Here is an 18,213-nt window from a genome sequence, read left to right as displayed (position 1 = left end):
CTCTTGTGCCGACCGGTCGTTCGGCCGAATACTCCCCCCAGCGCTGGTCAGGGGGCATGCGTGTGCGGAACCCGGTCACCCCCTCCTGGCTGCGCCTCACGGGCCCCGACCCCACGCGGGCCCCCGACTTCCCTTGGGAGGGAACGACAAGTGAGGATCAAGCGCACCACTTCCGGCAGCGGCACCGCCAGACGGACCCGGCTGATCGCCGTGGCCACCGGCTTCCTGGCCGCGGCCGCCTTCGCTGCCCCCACGGCGAACGCGAGCGACGCCCACACGTTCAGCGCCGCCCAGCTCAGCAAGGCCAACTCCGCCGTTCTCAAGGCCGACATACCCGGTACGGCCTGGGCGGTGGACAGCAAGACCAACCGCGTCGTCGTCACCGTCGACAGCACGGTGTCCAAGGCCGAGATCGCCAAGATCAAGCGGCAGGCCGGCACCGACGCGGGCGCGCTCACCATCAAGCACACCCCCGGCACGTTCAACAAGCTGATCACCGGCGGCGACGCCATCTACGGTGGCCAGTACCGCTGCTCGCTCGGCTTCAACGTGCACAGCGGCAGCACGTACTACTTCCTCACCGCCGGTCACTGCGGCGAGGTGGCCTCCACCTGGTACAGCAACTCCAGCCACACCACGGTGCTCGGCACCAACGTCGGCTACAGCTTCCCGGGCAACGACTTCGCCCTGGTGCGGTACACCAACTCCTCGATCTCGCACCCGAGTTCCGTGGGCAGCCAGTCCATCACGAGCGCGGCCACGCCGTCCGTGGGCACGACCGTGTACCGGCGTGGTTCCACCACCGGTACGCACAGTGGCCGGGTCACCGCGCTGAACGCGACCGTCAACTACGGCGGCGGTGACATCGTCTACGGGCTGATCCAGACCACGGTGTGCGCCGAGGGCGGCGACAGCGGTGGTCCGCTGTACGCGGGGACCGTGGCCTACGGTCTGACCTCCGGGGGCAGCGGTGACTGCACCTCCGGCGGTACGACGTTCTTCCAGCCGGTGACCGAGGCGTTGAGCTACTACGGGGTCACGCTGCCGTAGCGAGTCCGACTCCGGCTTCCTCGGAGCCCCCGCACGCCTTGGGGTGTGCGGGGGTTTCTCGTCGGTGCGGGGATGTTCGGTTTCGGCCAGGCGGTGTCGTCGCCGTTCGGTGTGGGTTACGTGTGTGTCGTGTTTGCTGTGCGAACGTCCCTGGCGTGACTATCCACGGTCACGTAGAGAGGGGTGTGCAAGCCCTCTCTACGCGCGTCCTGAAGTCAACCTTGTGTGCTCCCTGTGTCGTTCGGAAGAGTGGGCGCTCGTCAACCAGCCTTCCGGCCTGTCAGGTCCCCCACGGTCTGGCCGGTCATCCCCCCACAGGAGGACGTGAGTTGAAGCACCGACGCATACCCAGGCGGCGGATCGCCGTGGCCGGCGCGGGAATCGCCGCACTGGTCGCCGCGGGTGTCACCTTGCAGAATGCGAACGCCAGCGAGCCGGCGAAGTCGGCTCCGGAACCGAAGGTCCTGTCCGCTCCGGCGGCCGGAAACCTCGCCTCGACGCTGCTGAAGAACCTCGGCTCCGACGCCGCCGGGAGCTACTACGACGCCCGGGCCAGGAGTCTCGTCGTCAACGTGCTCGACCAGGGCGCGGTGAGCGAGGTCGAGGCGGCCGGAGCCAGGGCGAGACTCGTGACCAACTCGCCGGCCGCCCTCGACGGCGCGCGGACCACGCTGAAGAAGGACGCGACCATACCGGGGACGTCCTGGGCGACCGACCCGGTGAGCAACAAGGTCGTCGTCACCGCCGACAAGACGGTCTCCGGCGCGGAGTGGGCCAAGCTGAGCAAGGTGGTCGACGGGCTCGGCGGCAAGGCGGCGCTGAGGAGGTCGAAGGGGGAGTTCAAGCCCTTCATCGCCGGTGGCGACGCGATCAGCGGGTCCGGCGGACGCTGCTCGCTCGGGTTCAACGTGGTCAAGGACGGGCAGCCGTACTTCCTGACCGCCGGGCACTGCACCGCGGCGATCTCCACCTGGTCGGACTCCAGCGGCCAGGAGATCGGGCAGAACGCGGAGTCCCACTTCCCGGGGACCGACTTCGGGCTCGTGAAGTACACGGCGCAGGTGGACCATCCGAGCGAGGTCGACCTGTACGACGGGTCCACGCAGAAGATCACCGGTGCCGCCGAGGCGACGGTGGGCATGAAGGTGACGCGCAGTGGGTCGACGACCCATGTGCACGACGGCACGGTCACCGGGCTGAACGCCACGGTGAACTATCAGGAGGGCACCGTCAGCGGTCTCATCCAGACCGATGTGTGCGCCGAGCCGGGTGACAGCGGCGGGTCGCTGTTCTCGGGGAGCAACGCCATCGGGCTGACCTCCGGGGGCAGCGGTGACTGCACCTCCGGCGGGGAGACGTTCTTCCAGCCGGTGACCGCCGCGCTGTCCGCCACGGGGGCGCAGATCGGCTGACGCCTTGTGGGTGTGCGTGCGTTTCGTGGAGTCCCGTCCCCCGGGTGCGTGGGGGCGGGGCTCCGTCGTATCCCCTGGTGGGCGGGGTTTGCGCAGGTGGCAGACGGTCGAGCGGATGTCGTACACGCGTTCGAGAATGAGGGGTATGGTGGGGGTGGAAGTAGGGAACTGATGTTCGAGAGCTGTTCGGGGCTCACGACTGCGGGAGGTGCGCGTGCCGGGCTTCGCGCATCTGCACACCGTCTCCGGGTTCTCCCTGAGGTACGGGGCATCCCATCCGGAGCGGCTGGCGGAGCGTGCCTCGGAGCGGGGGATGGACGTGCTCGCCCTCACCGATCGGGACACCGTCGCGGGGGCGGTGCGCTTCGCCAAGGCCTGTGCCGGGGTGGGGGTGCGGCCGGTCTTCGGGGTGGATCTGGCGGTGGGCGCGGCCGAGGCCGTGCCCCGGGCGGGAGTCCCCCCGCTCGAGCGGAGCCGGGGGGAGAGGCGGAAGGTGCCGGTGCGCGGTGGGGCCTTCGTGGACGAGTCGGCTCCTCGTGTGATCTTTCTTGCCCGGGACGGCGCCCGGGGATGGGCCGACCTGTGCCGGATCGTCACGGCGGCGCACGCGGGAGCGGGTGTGCCCCTGCTGCCCTGGCCGGACAATCACGGCGACGGCCTGACCGTGCTGCTCGGTCCGGAGTCGGACGTGGGTCGCGCGCTTGCCGCGGGACGCCCCGACCGGGCCGCGCGGCTGCTCGGCCCCTGGCGCGAGGTCTACGGTGACGCGCTGCGACTGGAGACCGTCTGGCACGGCCGTGGGGGTACGGGGCCCGGCTCGCTGCGGCTGGCCGCCCGTACCGTCGGGTTCGCCGCCGAACAGGGGATCCGGCCGGTGCTCGGCAACGCCGTCCGGTATGCCGATCCGGGGGCGGGGCCCGTCGCCGATGTGCTGGACGCCGCGCGGCGGCTGGTCCCGATCGACCCGCGCGGGGAGCTGGACTCCGGCGAGGCCTGGCTGAAGGACGCGCAGGCCATGCTGCAGGTCGCCGAGCGGGTCGTGGAGGCTGCCGGGTACCGGCGGGACACCGCCCGCCGGCTGCTGGAGCAGACCCTGGCCACGGCCGCCGAGTGCCGGGTCGACCCCGAGGGGGATCTCGGTATCGGGACCGTTCACTTTCCCGAGGCGCATCTGGTGGGTGCCGGGCGGCGCACCGCCCAGCGGGCCCTTGCCTCGCGGGCCGCGGCCGGGATGGTGCGGCTCGGGTACGGCGGCCGGCGCGCGTACTGGGAGCGGATGCACCACGAGCTGGACATCATCGCCCATCATGGCTTCGCCTCTTACTTCTTGACGGTCGCTCAGGTCGTCGACGACGTGCGGAGGATGGGGATCCGGGTGGCCGCTCGTGGTTCCGGGGCGGGTTCCCTCGTCAATCATCTGCTGGGTATCGCGCACGCCGATCCGATCGAGCACGGGTTGCTGATGGAGCGCTTCCTGTCCAAGGAGCGTGTGGTGCTGCCCGATATCGACATCGATGTGGAGTCCGCCCGGCGGCTGGAGGTCTACCGGGCGATCATCGACCGGTTCGGCGAGGAGCGGGTGGCGACCGTCTCCATGCCGGAGACCTATCGGGTGCGCCATGCCATCCGGGACGTGGGTGCCGCCCTGTCCATGGATCCGGGTGAGATCGACCGGGTGGCCAAGTCCTTTCCGCACATCCGGGCCCGGGACGCGCGCGCCGCGCTGGAGGAGCTGCCCGAGCTGAAGCGGCTCGCGAGGGAGGTTCAGCGGGAAGGGGAGCGGTACGGCAGGCTGTGGGAGCTCGTCGAGGCGCTCGATGCCCTGCCGCGCGGCATCGCCATGCATCCGTGCGGGGTGCTGCTGTCCGACGCCTCGCTTCTCGCCCGTACGCCGGTGGTGCCCACCAGCGGTGAGGGGCTGCCGATGTCGCAGTTCGACAAGGAGGACGTGGAGGACCTCGGGCTGCTCAAGCTCGATGTGCTGGGCGTGCGGATGCAGTCGGCCATGGCGCACGCGGTCGCCGAGGTGGAGCGGGTGACGGGCGAGCCGGTCGACCTGGACGCGCTGCCGGCCGGGGATCCGGAGACGTACCGGTTGATCCGGTCCACCGAGACGCTGGGCTGCTTCCAGATCGAGTCGCCCGGTCAGCGGGATCTGGTGGGGCGGCTGCAGCCGAGCACCTTTCATGATCTGGTCGTCGACATCTCGCTGTTCCGGCCCGGACCGGTCGCCGCCGACATGGTGCGGCCGTTCATCGAGGCGCGGCACGGGCGTGCGCCGGTGCGCTATCCGCATCCGGATCTGGAAGAGCCGTTGCGCGGGACGTACGGCGTCGTCGTCTTCCACGAGCAGGTCATCGACATCGTCGCCATCATGACCGGGTGCGGGCGGGGCGAGGCCGACCGGGTGCGGCGGGGGCTGTCCGACCCGGAGTCGCAGGGGCGGATCAAGGTGTGGTTCGCACAGCAGGCGGCGGCTCGGGGGTACAGCGCGGAAACGATTCGGCGGACCTGGGAGATCGTGGAGGCCTTCGGGTCGTACGGGTTCTGCAAGGCGCACGCCGTCGCCTTCGCCGTACCGACCTACCAGTCGGCCTGGCTGAAGGCCCATCACCCGGCCGCCTTCTACGCCGGGCTGCTCACGCACGACCCCGGGATGTATCCGAAGCGGCTGCTGCTGGCGGACGCGCGGCGGCGCGGGGTGCCGATCCTGCCGTTGGACGTGAACGTGTCAGGGGTCGCCCACCGGATCGAACTGGTGTCTGAATCGGGTGAGTGGGGACTGCGGCTCGCCCTCTCCGATGTGCACGGCATCAGCGAGGCCGAGGCGAAGAGGATCGCGGACGGGCAGCCGTACTCCTCCCTGGTGGACTTCTGGGAGCGGGCGCGGCCGAGCCGGCCACTGGCGCAGAGGCTCGCCCAGGTGGGGGCGTTGGACGCCTTCGGCGCCAACCGGCGCGATCTGCAACTGCACCTGACCGAGCTGCACCGGGGTGCCCGGAGCGGTGGCGGCGGTCAGCTTCCTCCCCCACTACCTAACGTGTGGGAGGTGCCCCCAGCGGGCGGGCGGAAGACCGCGCCGGCGGGGCTGCCGGACCTGACGTCGGCGGAACGGCTCAGCGCCGAGCTGGGTGTGCTGTCCATGGACGCCTCGCGCAATCTGATGGACGACCACCGGGAGTTCCTGAAGGAACTGGGCGTGGTCTCCGCGCGCCGGCTGCGCGAGGCGCGGCACGGCGAGACCGTGCTGGTCGCGGGCGCCAAGGCGGCCACCCAGACCCCGCCGATCCGCTCCGGCAAGCGGGTCATCTTCTCCACGCTGGACGACGGCACGGGGCTGGTCGACCTGGCGTTCTTCGACGACTCGCACGACGCGTGCGCCCACACCGTCTTCCACTCGTGGCTGCTGCTGGTGCGCGGAGTGGTGCAGCGGCGTGGTCCGCGCAGTCTGAGCGTGGTGGGGTCCGCCGCCTGGAACCTCGCCGAGCTGGTGGAACTGCGTGCCGAGGGCGGTCTCGACGAGGTGGCGGCGCGGCTCGCGGAGCCCGTGGCCGAGGGAGCGGGCGGCGATCCGACCGGTGGGCGGCGGATCCAGCTGCCGACCGGATACCAGATGCATCCGTGGGCCGACCTGCGGCCCGCGGGGCAGGAGGCCGCACAAGGGCCTGCTGCCGTACGGAAGTTGTGGCACCAGAGTCCGGGGAGTGCGGGATGACCATCCTCTGCCTACGTTTCCAGCTGCCGCCGATGCACGAGGCGGCCCTGCCGGGACTGCTCGGATTGCTGGAGGACTTCACCCCGGTCGTTCAGGCGCTGCCGCCGGACGGGGCGCTGGCCGATCTGCGCGGTGCCGAGCGGTACTTCGGGCGCGGCGCGGTGGAGCTGGCCTCCGTGATCCGGGTACGGGCCCTCGCGTTGTACGGCGTCGACTGTGTGATCGGCGCCGGTCCCGGCCCGATGCTGGCCCGCGTGGCGCTGCAGGACGCCCGGCCCGGGGTGACGTGTGCCGTGCCCGAGGACCCGGACGGCATCGCGGAGTTCCTCGCCGAGCGGCCCGTGTCCGCGCTGCCGGGCGTCGGCACGGCGACCGCCCGCACCCTGAGCGAGTACGGCCTGGACACCCTGGGCCTGGTCGCCGGTGCGCCGCTGTCCACGCTCCAGCGGCTGATCGGCGCGAAGGCCGGCCGCGAGCTGCACGAGAAGGCGAGCGGCATCGACCGGGGGCGGGTCGTACCGAACTCCGTATCGCGGTCACTGGTCACGGAACGCGCCTTCGACCTCGACGAGCTGGACCCCGGCCGGCACCGCAGGGCGCTGCTGTCCGCAGCCGAGGAGCTGGGCGCCCGGCTGCGCGCGGTGCGGAAGGTCTGCCGCACCCTGACCCTCACCGTGCGCTACGCCGACCGGTCCTCCACCACCCGCAGCCGCACCCTGAAGGAGCCGACCGCGCACTCGGCGGCCCTGACCAGGGCGGCCTACGGCATGTACGAGGCGCTCGGCCTGCAGCGCGCCCGGGTCCGCGCGCTCGCCCTGCGCGCCGAGGGCCTGGCCCCCGCCGACCAGGCCTCCTACCAGCTCACCTTCGACCCCGTGGACGAGAGGGTCCGCCGTATCGAGGAGGTCGCGGACCGCGCGCGGGCGAAGTTCGGGCCCAGGGCGGTGATGCCGGGAGCGCTGGGGCGTGGTGGCGGCTCCACGTCGGTCAGTTGGCCCAGGGCGGCGTGATGCGGGTGCCGTCGGCCAGCTCCGCCTGCAGGCCGACGGAGGTGGTGACCCAGGACAGCGCGGTGTGATCGGCCGGGTTCTCCACGGCGAAGGTCGTACCGGCGTTGACGATCACCGTGTCGCCCGCGCCGATGCGCTCGGTGCGGCCGTCGAGGGTGATCAGCAGTTCGCCCACGAGCAGATGGAAGATCTCCTCGCGGTTGACGGTGTGGGCGGGCGCCTTGGTGCCGGCCGGGATCTCCCCGCGCCAGGCGCAGAGTTCCTTGCTGCCGGTGAGCGGGGTGGCGTACGAGACGAAGCGGGCGCCGTGGATCTCATGGGTCGTGGCCTCGGAAGAGCGGACGACGGGCATGCCGGTGTTCTCCGTTCAACTGGTCAAGTGACTTGACTATATGGTCAAGCTGCTTGACCAACTTGTCAACGGTGTTTCAATGCCTCCGTGCAGAACTCCGAAGCCATGGCCCTGTCCGCCGCCCTGCTCGCCGCCGCCGGCGACCTCACGCAACGCATCAATGACGGGGTGGTGGCGCGCGGGTTCGCCGATGTGCGGCCGGCGCACGGCTTCGCCTTCGCGCGGCTCGCCCCGGACGGGGCCACGGTCACCGACCTCGCGGCGCACCTCAGGGTGACCAAGCAGGCCGCGAGCCAGCTGGTGGACGAGATCGTGCGGAAGGGGTACGCCGAGCGGCGGCCGCATCCGCGGGACGCGCGGGCGCGGCTGGTCGTGCTGACCGAGCGCGGCTGGGCCTGCACCCGGGCGGCGGAGGCGGCGGCGGCCGAGGTCGTGGGGCGATGGGCCGAACTGCTGGGCGAGGGTGAAGTGCGCGTGTTGGGGGAGCGTTTGGCGCGGATCGCTCCCTATGGTCCGGTGAGGCCGGCCTGGTGATGATCCGTCAGGGTCCGGTGGTGCTCCGGTTATCACTGGAAGTTTTTACTGACGCGTAACTTCACACGTGCGCTACTCGCCCGTAACTTGACGAATGAACAGCATCCTCGTGATCCGGATCACAGGGTAAGGCCCCCACCTCCCTTGAGCCGCAAGGAGATCACACGATGCTGCCTTGGAAGCGAGCGCTCAGACCGCTCGCCGCGCTGCTCCTCACCGCCGCCGTCGCCACCGTTCCCGCCGCCACCGCCGCTGCCGCCGACACGGCCCCCTCCAGTGGATGGAACGACTTCTCCTGCAAGCCCTCCGCCGCCCACCCCCGCCCCGTCGTCCTGGTCCACGGCACCCTGGGCAACTCGGTCGACAACTGGCTCTCCCTGGCCCCGTACCTGAAGGACCGCGGATACTGCGTCTACTCCCTCGACTACGGCCAGCTGACCGGCGTCCCCCTCTTCTACGGCCTCGGTCCCATCGACAAGTCGGCCGACCAGCTGTCGGCCTTCGTGGACAGGGTGCTCGCCGCGACCGGAGCCGCCAAGGCCGACCTGGTCGGTCACTCCCAGGGCGGCATGATGCCCCGCTACTACCTGAAGTTCCTCGGCGGAGCCGGCAAGGTGAACGCCCTCGTCGGCCTGGCTCCCGACAACCACGGCGCCACGCTGAGCGGCCTCACCAACCTGCTGCCGTACTTCCCCGGCGCCTCGGACCTGGTCAAGGCCACCACCCCCGGTCTCGCCGACCAGATCCCCGGCTCCGACTTCCTCACCAAGCTCAATGCGGGCGGCGACACCGTCCCCGGAGTGCACTACACGGTCATCGCCACCAAGTACGACGAGGTGGCCACCCCTTGGCAGAGCCAGTACCTGAGCGGCTCCGACGTCCACAACGTCCTGCTCCAGGACCTGTGCCCGCTCGACCTCTCCGAGCACGTCGCCATCGGCCTGTTCGACCGGATCGCCTTCCACGAGGTGACCAACGCGCTCGACCCGCCCCACGCCACCGCCACCACCTGCGCGTCCGTCTTCAGCTGACGCGCCGCCGGGGCCTGTCCGGCCTGAGCCGCCGGACAGGCCCCGGAACCTCAGCGGCGGTGGGCCCGTCCGCCGGGCGCCGCCGCACCGACAGGAACAGCGCCGCCGAACCGAGTGCCAGCGCCGCCGCACCGCCGATCGCGGGGTAGCCGGTTCCGGCGGAGGCGCCGGTCTCGGCGAGGCCGTGCGAAGCACCCGCCGCCTTGGGCTCGTTGGGCGCGGTCGAGGACTGCTGCGAGGGCTGCCGGGCCGGCGTGCCGGCGGTGTCGCCGACGTGACCGTGGTGCCGCATCGTCGACTTGTCGGCACCGGCCGCTGTCTGCCGGTCGGAGGGCGCGGAAGCCGTGGGGGGCGGGGCCGCCGCCCGCGCTTCCCGTGCCGGTGCCGCCGAAGTCCACGTCCGAGCAGGAGTAGAACGCCTCCGGGCTGTCCGAGCGCTGCCAGATCGCGTACAGCAGCTGCCGGCCGGTCCGCTGGGGAAGCGTGCCGGAGAACGTGTAGAAACCGCCCGCGGCGACCGGGTCCGTGACCGTCGCCACCGGGTGCTCCAGGTCCAGCTCGGACCAGGCCGGCGGCTTGGCGGGGTCGTAACCGGGCTTGGTGAGATAGACGTTGAAGGTGCCCTTGTGCGGCGCCGTCACCCGGTACCTGAAGGTGTACGGCCCGCTGTGCACGTTCGTCGCCGGCCAGTCGGCGCGGGGCAGGTCGAGGCCCTTGAACTCCTCGTTGTTCGCGCTGCACAGCTTGCCGTCCGGGATCAGCTTCCGGTGCTGCCCGGCGGCGTCACCGATCCGGATGCCGTTCCAGTCGTACAGCGCCTGCGTGCCGCCGGCCGCCACGGCCGCCTTGCACGCGGCCGACTTCGGGCTCTCCGGACCCTCCGCGTAGCACTGCGAGACCCGGCTGACGGGGTCGCCCATCGAACCGTGCGCGGACACCGGAGAGGCGGCGAGCACGGTCAGCGCGAGGGGCGGCAGACCGAGCACGGCGACGACGGCGGCCCTACGACGGGCGCGAACGGGCATGCGGAACTCCTCGGCAAACGGTCCATCGGTGGGGTCGGAACTCCGGGGGGAACCGGGGGAACTCGGGTGGAACCCGTAGGGGGTGATCCGAAACTAGCCCCAAGAAACCGCGAAATCGCCTGCCGGAGGCGGACGGAGGAGATCCTTATGGTGCCGTTAAGGCCGGACTAACCGGGGGCTCAGGAAGAGGGGGAGGAACCCGGTGGTCCACCAGCGCCCGAGCAGCGTGACTGTCCGCGCCCGTTCAGGTTCGTTCGCAGTCGGACGCCCCGGACGGCTCCCCGATTGGCTCGCGCCAGCGCGTGCACCGGGGAACCGTCCAGACGATGTCTCAAGCGTGCTGCCACCGATGACATGCGCCAGAAGCGCCCACCATGCGCCCTTGCGCCGAGCCTCACCACAGCGGCCCGAACCTGTCCTGTCGTCTCGGCGACCGGCTCGGTTCATACGGTCTGCTCGGTGCCGCGGCCGGCGGCTCAGAGCTCGTTGAACTGGCGCTGCGGGAGACCGTACTGCCGCGCTATGGGGTTCCACAGGGCGGCAGCCTTCTTCTTGGCGCGGGTCGCCTGGTCGCTGGCCGCGTTGCCCTGGTCGGTCTGGTCGGTTTTCGTCGCGTGGCCGTTATGGCAGCCGCTGGCGCCGGCCGCCTGGTCGGCCCAGGCGGCGTAGTGGTTGTCGGCGGCGGCGGACGCCTTCCAGGCCGTGGTGAGCTGGGCCACCAAGTCGCCGTGATCGGGTAGTTTGTCGAAGGTGAGCTGGGAGAGCTTGGTGACCAGGTCGTCGCGCCGGCTCGCGGCGGTGCGCAGGTCGGTCGCCGAACCAGCGAGGTCGCTGCACTGTTTGATGGAGGCGACCGCGCCGATCACCGCCGTGCGGCTGCTCTTGCTCGACTGCAGCAGCGCGTCGAGCGACTTCGCCTGGGCCTGCGCGGTGTCCGTCCCGGACTGGCCGCTGCTCGAGGTGGCGGAGGTGTCGGCGGTCGGCTGCTGGTCGTTGCCGCCGACGTCCAGCGTGTTGCCCACGACAATGCCGATCAGAGCGAGGCCGGCCACGCCGATGCCCATGAGCGCGGCCCGCGACAGACGCCGGTCTCCGGCAGGTGCCGGATCGGCGTACCCGGCGTCGAAGCCGGCGCCGCCCGGGCGGCCGCCGTCGTCGCTGTAGCCAGATGGTTGCGGGGGCTGCTGGACAAGCGCGGGACGCGGCTGCTGCAGCGTCGGCAGGGCGGTGGTCGGTGCGCTGTCCGCGTAGCCGCCGTACCCGTATCCGACGGCGCCGAGCGCGGCCATGGCGGCGACCGGCCGGCCGTCGAGGTGCGCCTCGATGTCCGCGCGCATCTCGTCGGCGGACTGGTAGCGGTAGCCAGGATCCTTGGTCAGCGCCTTCAGGACGATCGCGTCCACCTCGGGCGGGATCTCAGGATGGAAGAAGCTCGGCGGTTGCGGGGCCTCGCGTACGTGCTGGTAGGCGACGGCGACCGGGGAGTCGCCGATGAAGGGCGGCCGAACGGTGAGCAGTTCGTAGAGCAGGCAGCCGGTGGAGTACAGGTCGGAGCGGGCGTCAACGGTCTGGCCCATCGCCTGTTCCGGCGAGAGGTACTGTGCGGTGCCGATCACCGCGGCCGTCTGCGTCAGCGTCATGCCGGAGCCACCCATCGCGCGCGCGATGCCGAAGTCCATCACCTTCACCTGGCCGGTGCGGGTGAGCATCACGTTGGCGGGCTTGATGTCCCGGTGGACGATGCCGTTGCGGTGGGAGTAATCCAGCGCCTGGAGGATGCCGACGGTCATCTCCATGGCGCGCTCGGGCAGCAGCTTGCGACCGCTGTGCAGCAGCTCGCGCAGGGTCGAGCCGTCCACGTGTTCCATGACGATGTACGGGATCAAGACGCCGTCGACGAAGTCCTCGCCGGTGTCGTGGACCGCGCAGATCGCGGGATGATTGAGCGAGGCGGCTGACTGGGCCTCCCTGCGGAACCGGGCCTGGGACGACGGATCGCGGGCGAGGTCCGCCCGCAGCGTCTTCACCGCGACAGTGCGGCCCAGGCGGATGTCATGGGCGAGATGGACCTCGGCCATGCCACCACGGCCGAGTATCGTGCCCAGCTCGTACCGGCCGCCATGGCGACGCGGCTCTTCCATGGTGAGCCCCCCCTGCCTCTCCCCTTTACGGAGCCTCCCGGAGCCCGAACCTTCGGCCAACTGGGTTCAGGGAGGCGATGAAGCCCTCGCCAATCGCTTCGACGTGCGGTGACCGCAACGGCGATGGCGCGATCTTAGCCCGGCCTCCACCGTTCGGCTCGCCCCGGTGATCAGGCAGAGCCTCCGGCACAGCGCGTGGCGAGGCGGGACATCTCGGAAGCCTTCCGCTTACCGCTCGGCAGGCTTCCGGCCCATGGGTTGAGCTGGGAGGCGATGAACCCCGGACATCCCCATCGGCCGTGGCTCCTGGCACCCCTGGCTGGGTGTTCTCCGGCGGGGACTTGGCGCTGCGGACCGACGTCACCATCGAGGTCGTCGAGGCCGAGGCGTCGCGGCGCGTCGTCGAACACAACGTCAGCGCGGTCGGCCGGGCGCCGGGCCTACGGCATCACCTACGTCATCGACCCGCTGCCCGCCGGCGGGAGCCGCGTCTCATTCACGTACGCCTGGGTGCGCGCCCGCCGGCCGGCCGGCGGGCGGCCCCCGTCGTACGGACCACCATGCGGCGCGCCAGCCGCACGGTCATGCGGCGCCCGGCCGCCGAATCGGCCCGCCACCTGTCCGCCGCCGGCTCCTGACGGCGCGGGCCGCCCCCGCTGACCAAGGGGTGCCCGTGCCGGGCTCGGGCGGATAGCGTGCGTCCATGATCGAGGAGATCCCGGAGCGGGTGCGGCCGGCCCGCGCCGAGGACGTGCCGGCCGTCGCGGCCGTGACGGACGCCGCCTACCGCCCCTACATCGAGCGCATCGGTGTGGTGCCGCAGCCCATGGAGGCGGACCACGCCGCGAACGTGGCCGCCGGGAAGGTGTTCGTCACCGGAGAGCCCGTCGACGGGCTGGTCGTGATCGAGGCGTTCGCCGGCCACCTCTTCCTGGACAGCATCGCCGTCCACCCCGACGCCCACGGCACGGGCGTCGGACGGCGGCTGCTGCGTTTCGTCGAGGCACGCGCGCGTGAGCTGGGCCTCGGCGAGATCAGGCTCTACACGAACGCGTTGATGTGGGAGAACCAGGAGATCTATCCGAAGTACGGATACGAGGTCGTGGAACGCCGTGTCGACGGCCCCTACGACCGGATCCACTACCGCAAGCGGCTGGACTGAAACGGCCCTGGCGGGGTCAGCCGTCGGGCCACCAGGTGCGCGCGATGTCCTTGCGCACCTCGGGACGTTTCGCGGGGTTGTCGTCGGCCTCTTCGCGGATTCGGCGGCCGTCCGTCTTCTTCAGGGGCTTCTGCACGGTTACGCGGCGCATGGCTGCCTCCTTCAGTGCCTACCGTGTTTCCGTGTTGTCACGGTGGTAGACGCTTTTGGCGAGAGTTCCTCATCGGAGCCGGGTTGTCAGTGGCGGCTGTCACTCTTGGGGCATGACGGACGTGAATGACGACACAGGTGCGACGAGTACCCCGGAAGTCGACTGGGACGCCGAGGCCGGCGCCTTCGACGACGAGCCGGACCACGGCCTGCGCGACCCCGAGACCCGCGCGGCCTGGGCGGACCGGCTCCGTTCCTGGCTGCCCGAGCGCCCCGCCGACGTCCTCGACCTCGGCTGCGGCACCGGCAGCCTGTCGCTCCTCGCCGCCGAACAGGGACACCGGGTGACGGGCGTCGACTCGTCCCCGGCCATGGTCGAGCGGGCCCGCGCCAAGCTCGCCGGGCGCGACGCGGTGGTCCTACGCGGAGAAGCGGCCGCTCCACCGGTGGGGGAGCAGCGCTTCGACGTCGTCCTGGTACGGCACGTCCTGTGGACTCTGCCGCAGCCCGGCCGGGCCGTGCGGCACTGGCGGGACCTTCTGCGCCCCGGGGGCCGTTTCGTGCTGATCGAGGGCGTGTGGGGAACCCTGCACCCCACGGGAATCCCCGCCGACCGCCTCACCGCACTCCTGGCACCGCTGAGCCCGGACGTGCGCGTGGAGCGACTGTCCGACGACTCGCTGTTGTGGGGGAAGCCGGTGGAGGACGAGCGGTACGCGGTGGTCGCGGGGGTGTGAGGCAGGGGGCGCCCCTCTGACCGGGGGTGTCAGGTCAGCAACCGGTGGAAGCCGCCGGTGCGGGCCAGTGCCTCCAGTTCGTCGAGTGCGGCCACGGCGGCGGACGCGGCCCCGGGGTCCGTCTCCGCAAGGCCGCTCTCCGCGAACTCGTCCTCGTCCAGCCGCCGTACGTCCCTGCCGTCGGCGGACCGCCACAGGTCCAGGTCGAGGTCCTCCACGACCAGTTCACCATCGGTACGGACCGCCGGCCTGGTGATGTCGCAGTACCAGCCCTTCACGGTGCCGTCGGCGGCGCGCACCTCCTTCACCGAGTACCAGCGGTCGCGCCAGTAGTACTCGGTGAAGACGTCGCCCGCCTCGAAGCGCACGAAGCCGAAGTCGCGGACGCCGGAGCCCGCCCAGGGCGCGCGTACGGCGATGCGGGTGCCGTCGTCATCGAGCAGCTCGGCCGGGTAACGGATCTTCGTCCGGCCGGCCTTGACCAGGACGACGTCCAGCCGGGCCGTCGGTTCAGCCGAGTTCGCGGACATAACGCACCTCCGTGGCGCAGATCTCGTATCCGAGCCACTTGTTGATCGCGATCATGGGGCCGTTGCCGGTGTCGTTGCCCGTGAAGGCCTCGGTGATGCCGGCCGCCCGGGCCCGGTGCAGGGAGTGGATCTTGGCGAGCTTGGCCAGGCCGCGCCCGCGATGGGACTGTGCGGTGCCGGTCATCGCGGAGACGTAGCGGGTGCCGCCGTCGGTGTAGGCCACGCTGAAGGCGACCGGCCGGCCCTCGACACACGCGGCCACCGTCAGGTCGCGGTCCAGCAGCGGATGCTTCCAGTACTGCTCGACCCAGGCCTCGTAGTCGGTCAACTCGTGGTCGACGTCCCCCGGTTCGTCCAGCATCGTCTCCGCGTCCAGCTCGAACAGCGGGCGCGGGTCGGCCGCGAACTCCGCGGCCGTGCGCAGCTCGACGCCCGGCGGGGTCGGCGGGACGGGCGGGAGGGAGGCGCTCGCCAGGCCGAGGCGCAGGAAGTGGGCGGACCGGCTGCCCCGATAACCGTGGCGTTCGGCGAAGTCGCGGTTGGCCGGTTCGTCGAGGACCCAGCCGAGCAGCCTGGTCGCTCCCTGGGCGATGAGGTGCTCCTCGGCCGCCCGCAGCAGGAGCCCGCCGGCGCCGCGACCGGTCCGGTCCGGCCGGACGTAGATGTTCACCAGGCCCTGGCCCGGCTCGACGCTGTCGTGGGCCAGGTGGACCTGGGCGGTGCCGATCACCTCGCCGTCCTCCTCCGCGACCAGCGGGCGGTAGCGCGCCTCGGGCGGCATGTGGAGGGCGTCGTGACGGATCGAGTCCGAGGTGAACAGGATGTACGGAAGGGCGAGATGGCGGACCCGGACGAAGCCTTCGGTGTCGGCCGGGACGCCGGGGCGGAGGTCGCGCACGATCACAGTCATGGGGATGCACCGTACGGCGGTACGCGCCGGGGATGCCTCTCATTTTCCGGCGGGTGCGCGACAATCGCCCCGTGAACCTGAAGATCCGCATCGACGACAGCGCGCCCCCGTACGAGCAGGTGCGGGCGCAGATTTCCGAGCAGGCGCGGTCCGGGGCGCTGCCGGTGGGGTACCGGCTGCCGACCGTGCGGGGGCTGGCCGAGTCCCTGGGCCTCGCGGTGAACACGGTGGCCAAGGCGTACCGGGCGCTGGAGGGCGACGGGGTGATCGAGACGCGGGGGCGCAACGGCACGTTCGTGGCCGCCGCCGGCTCGGCCGCGGAACGCGAGGCCTCCCTGGCGGCTCAGGCGTACGCCGAGCGTGCCCGGCGGCTCGGGCTGACCGAGGACGCGGCGTCGGCCGCCGTGCGCGATGCCCTGCGGGCGGCCTACGAAGGGGGCTGAGGAGAGTCCCGGCACCTTCGCCACGGGAGAGGTCAGCGCAGGCTCGCCGGCTCCGGAATGCGCGTCACCCGCAGGCCCGCCCGGTCCGCCGCCCTCCCGAACGCCACCGCGTCCCGTACGGCCGCCCCGCCCGGGTCGTTGTTGAAGTACGCGTACACGTCCTCCCCACGCTCCCAGGTCGTCGCGATGCGGTCCACCCACGTCTCCAGGGACCGCTTGCCGTAGCGCGGCCAGGGGTGGGCGCGGCCCTGGTGGAAGCGGACGTAACCCCAGTCGGTGGTGCGCCACAGCGGGGTGACCGGGCGGGCCAGGACGTCCGCCCAGCACAGGGCCGCGCCCCGGGCCGACAGGACGTCCCGTACCTTCCGCGTCCACCAGGAGTCGTGACGCGGCTCGACCGCGACCCGCGTACCGGACGGGAAGCGGGCCAGGCAGGCGTCCAGCAGTTCCGGGTCCGCGCGCAGGGTCGGGGGCAGCTGGAGCAGGACCGGGCCCAGGCGGTCGCCGAGGCCCGCCGCGTGGCTCATCAGGCGGTGGACCGGTTCCTCGGGGTCCTTCAGGCGCTTGATGTGGGTCAGATAGCGGCTGGCCTTGACCGCGACCACGAAGTCCTCCGGGACCCGGTCCCGCCACGCCTCGAAGTTCTCGCGGGAGGGGAGACGGTAGAACGCGTTGTTGATCTCCACCGTCGCGAACAGGCGCGTGTACTCCTCCAGCCACAGCCGCGCCGGGACCCCGGCCGGATAGACGAGGTCCCGCCAGTCCTGGTACTGCCACCCGGAGGTGCCGACGAACAAGGTCACAGCACCATCAAAGCACTACAGGTACAGGCCCGCGTCCGCGCCGTCCCGCGCCCCCGGCACCGAGGTCGGTGCCGTGCCCCGGCGCAGCGCGAACAGCTCGGCCAGCGTCGCCCCCTCCCGCCCGACGGCGTCCTCCCGGCCGTCGGCGTCGCCGCCGAGCCAGTTCACCGCCTCCCGATGGGTCAGCTTGCCCACCTCGATACGGGCCAGGCAGCGGCCGGGGCGGACCACGGCCGGGTGCAGGCGCTCCAGGTCCTCGTTGGTGGTGACGCCGACCAGGACGTTGCGGCCCTGGCCGAGCAGGCCGTCGGTGAGGTTCAGCAGCCGGGACAGGGCCTGGCCCGCGGTGTGCTTGGCCTCGCCCCGGATCAGCTCGTCGCAGTCCTCCAGCAGCAGCAGCCGCCAGCGGCCCTTGCCGGGGCCGTCCTCCTCGCCGATCGCGATGTCCATCAGGTAGCCGACGTCGGAGAAGAGGCGCTCGGGGTCCAGGACGCAGTCCACCTGGCACCAGTCGCGCCAGGAGCGGGCCAGGGTGCGCAGGGCGGAGGTCTTGCCGGTGCCCGGAGGGCCGTGGAGGAGGAGCAGGCGGCCCGCGATGTCCTCCGGGGTCGTCTTCATCAGGCGGTCCATGGCCTCGGCCACGGGGGCCGTGTAGTTGGGCCGGACCTCCTCCCAGGTGCCCGCGGAGATCTGCCGGGTGGTGCGGTGCGGGCCGCGCCTGGGGGAGACGTACCAGAAGCCCATCGTGACGTTCTCGGGCTGGGGCTCCGGCTCGTCGGCGGCGCCGTCCGTGGCCTGGTCGAGGACCTTCTTGGCCAGTTCGGCGCTGGTCGCGGTCACCGTGACGTCCGCGCCGCGGTTCCAGCGGGAGACCAGCAGGGTCCAGCCGTCGCCCTCGGCGAGGGTGGCGCTGCGGTCGTCGTCCCGGGCGACGCGCAGCACCCGGGCGCCGTCGGGCACGAGGGTCGCGCCGGAGCGGACCCGGTCGATGTTCGCCGCGTGCGAGAACGGCTGCTCGCCCGTCGCGAAGCGGCCGAGGAACAGCGCGTCGACGACGTCGGACGGCGAGTCGGAGTCGTCGACGTTGAGCCGGATCGGCAGAGCGTCGTGTGGGTTCGCAGACATGCGGCCATGATCCGGCACGGATGCGCTCGGCGCACGGCATTTCCTCCCCTTGTTCCGGGTGTTCCAAGACTGTTCCGGGTGTT

General features: G+C 71.5%; 16 protein-coding genes and 2 pseudogenes. 10 read left to right on the top strand and 8 right to left on the bottom strand.

Annotated elements, in window-relative coordinates; translation table 11 throughout:
• The first annotated feature begins 150 nt into the window (after window positions 1–150).
• The 4 genes from ACQPXS_RS12850 (at window position 151) to ACQPXS_RS12835 (ending at window position 7,187) form a co-directional block, all read left to right on the top strand.
• The gene (locus ACQPXS_RS12850; protein ID WP_433449312.1) at window positions 151–1,050 is read left to right on the top strand and encodes a S1 family peptidase; all 900 of its coding nucleotides are present in this window, start codon (window positions 151–153) and stop codon (window positions 1,048–1,050) included.
• Between the two features lie 329 nt (window positions 1,051–1,379).
• Window positions 1,380–2,462 (top strand): S1 family peptidase, encoded by a 1,083-nt coding sequence (locus ACQPXS_RS12845; protein WP_433449311.1) that lies wholly within the window; start codon window positions 1,380–1,382, stop codon window positions 2,460–2,462.
• 214 nt (window positions 2,463–2,676) lie between these two features.
• Window positions 2,677–6,177, top strand: a complete 3,501-nt coding sequence (locus ACQPXS_RS12840) for a DNA polymerase III subunit alpha (RefSeq protein ID WP_433449310.1) — start codon at window positions 2,677–2,679, stop codon at window positions 6,175–6,177.
• A complete protein-coding gene (locus ACQPXS_RS12835; protein WP_433449309.1) occupies window positions 6,174–7,187 on the top strand; it encodes a DNA polymerase Y family protein in 1,014 nt (337 codons plus the stop codon). The genes ACQPXS_RS12840 and ACQPXS_RS12835 overlap by 4 nt, the downstream gene beginning before the upstream one ends.
• On the opposite strand, the gene ACQPXS_RS12830 is transcribed toward ACQPXS_RS12835, so the two are convergent.
• The gene (locus ACQPXS_RS12830) at window positions 7,165–7,539 is read right to left on the bottom strand and encodes a cupin domain-containing protein (RefSeq protein WP_433449308.1); all 375 of its coding nucleotides are present in this window, start codon (window positions 7,537–7,539) and stop codon (window positions 7,165–7,167) included. The genes ACQPXS_RS12835 and ACQPXS_RS12830 overlap by 23 nt on opposite strands.
• An 87-nt stretch (window positions 7,540–7,626) precedes the next feature.
• Between ACQPXS_RS12830 and ACQPXS_RS12825 the strand changes: the two genes are divergently transcribed.
• A complete protein-coding gene (locus ACQPXS_RS12825; RefSeq protein ID WP_365334275.1) occupies window positions 7,627–8,073 on the top strand; it encodes a MarR family winged helix-turn-helix transcriptional regulator in 447 nt (148 codons plus the stop codon).
• A gap of 167 nt (window positions 8,074–8,240) precedes the next feature.
• Window positions 8,241–9,104: an esterase/lipase family protein gene (locus tag ACQPXS_RS12820; protein ID WP_433449307.1), complete on the top strand. Its 864-nt coding sequence runs from the start codon at window positions 8,241–8,243 to the stop codon at window positions 9,102–9,104.
• Here ACQPXS_RS12820 and ACQPXS_RS12815 read toward each other — a convergent pair.
• Both ACQPXS_RS12815 and pknB read right to left on the bottom strand, forming a co-directional pair.
• Window positions 9,097–10,129, bottom strand: a pseudogene (locus ACQPXS_RS12815) (lytic polysaccharide monooxygenase auxiliary activity family 9 protein). The gene ACQPXS_RS12820 and the pseudogene ACQPXS_RS12815 sit on opposite strands and share 8 nt — an antisense overlap.
• Before the next feature lie 770 nt (window positions 10,130–10,899).
• Window positions 10,900–12,270: pseudogene (gene pknB / locus ACQPXS_RS12810) on the bottom strand (Stk1 family PASTA domain-containing Ser/Thr kinase); the annotation flags it as partial.
• 299 nt (window positions 12,271–12,569) lie between these two features.
• On the opposite strand from pknB, the gene ACQPXS_RS12805 reads away from it, so the two are divergent.
• Window positions 12,570–12,908 (top strand): hypothetical protein, encoded by a 339-nt coding sequence (locus ACQPXS_RS12805; protein ID WP_433449306.1) that lies wholly within the window; start codon window positions 12,570–12,572, stop codon window positions 12,906–12,908.
• A gap of 65 nt (window positions 12,909–12,973) precedes the next feature.
• Window positions 12,974–13,432: a GNAT family N-acetyltransferase gene (locus ACQPXS_RS12800; protein ID WP_433449305.1), complete on the top strand. Its 459-nt coding sequence runs from the start codon at window positions 12,974–12,976 to the stop codon at window positions 13,430–13,432.
• Between the two features lie 16 nt (window positions 13,433–13,448).
• Here ACQPXS_RS12800 and ACQPXS_RS12795 read toward each other — a convergent pair whose 3' ends face one another.
• On the bottom strand, window positions 13,449–13,583 hold the full coding sequence (locus ACQPXS_RS12795; protein WP_351803991.1) for a hypothetical protein: 135 nt from the start codon (window positions 13,581–13,583) through the stop codon (window positions 13,449–13,451).
• A 112-nt stretch (window positions 13,584–13,695) separates the two neighbouring features.
• On the opposite strand from ACQPXS_RS12795, the gene ACQPXS_RS12790 reads away from it, so the two are divergent.
• A complete protein-coding gene (locus tag ACQPXS_RS12790; protein WP_433449304.1) occupies window positions 13,696–14,319 on the top strand; it encodes a class I SAM-dependent methyltransferase in 624 nt (207 codons plus the stop codon).
• 29 nt (window positions 14,320–14,348) lie between these two features.
• Here the strand turns inward: ACQPXS_RS12790 and ACQPXS_RS12785 are convergent, their stop codons facing one another.
• Both ACQPXS_RS12785 and ACQPXS_RS12780 read right to left on the bottom strand, forming a co-directional pair.
• Window positions 14,349–14,849 (bottom strand): DUF402 domain-containing protein, encoded by a 501-nt coding sequence (locus ACQPXS_RS12785; RefSeq protein WP_433449303.1) that lies wholly within the window; start codon window positions 14,847–14,849, stop codon window positions 14,349–14,351.
• Window positions 14,830–15,759 (bottom strand): GNAT family N-acetyltransferase, encoded by a 930-nt coding sequence (locus tag ACQPXS_RS12780; RefSeq protein ID WP_433449302.1) that lies wholly within the window; start codon window positions 15,757–15,759, stop codon window positions 14,830–14,832. Before ACQPXS_RS12780 ends, ACQPXS_RS12785 begins: the two co-directional genes overlap by 20 nt.
• Before the next feature lie 71 nt (window positions 15,760–15,830).
• Between ACQPXS_RS12780 and ACQPXS_RS12775 the strand changes: the two genes are divergently transcribed.
• Entirely contained in the window at window positions 15,831–16,202 is a 372-nt protein-coding gene (locus tag ACQPXS_RS12775) for a GntR family transcriptional regulator (RefSeq protein WP_365330207.1), read from the top strand.
• A gap of 32 nt (window positions 16,203–16,234) precedes the next feature.
• On the opposite strand, the gene ACQPXS_RS12770 is transcribed toward ACQPXS_RS12775, so the two are convergent.
• Entirely contained in the window at window positions 16,235–17,005 is a 771-nt protein-coding gene (locus ACQPXS_RS12770; RefSeq protein ID WP_433449301.1) for a DUF72 domain-containing protein, read from the bottom strand.
• A 15-nt stretch (window positions 17,006–17,020) separates the two neighbouring features.
• On the bottom strand, window positions 17,021–18,130 hold the full coding sequence (locus tag ACQPXS_RS12765) for a DUF5925 domain-containing protein (RefSeq protein WP_433449300.1): 1,110 nt from the start codon (window positions 18,128–18,130) through the stop codon (window positions 17,021–17,023).
• Window positions 18,131–18,213: the final 83 nt, after the last annotated feature.

Origin of the sequence: Streptomyces sp. CA-142005 (assembly GCF_050942335.1) — a bacterium.
Taxonomy (GTDB): Bacteria; Actinomycetota; Actinomycetes; order Streptomycetales; family Streptomycetaceae; genus Streptomyces.
This window is presented reverse-complemented; position numbering and strand designations above follow the sequence as displayed.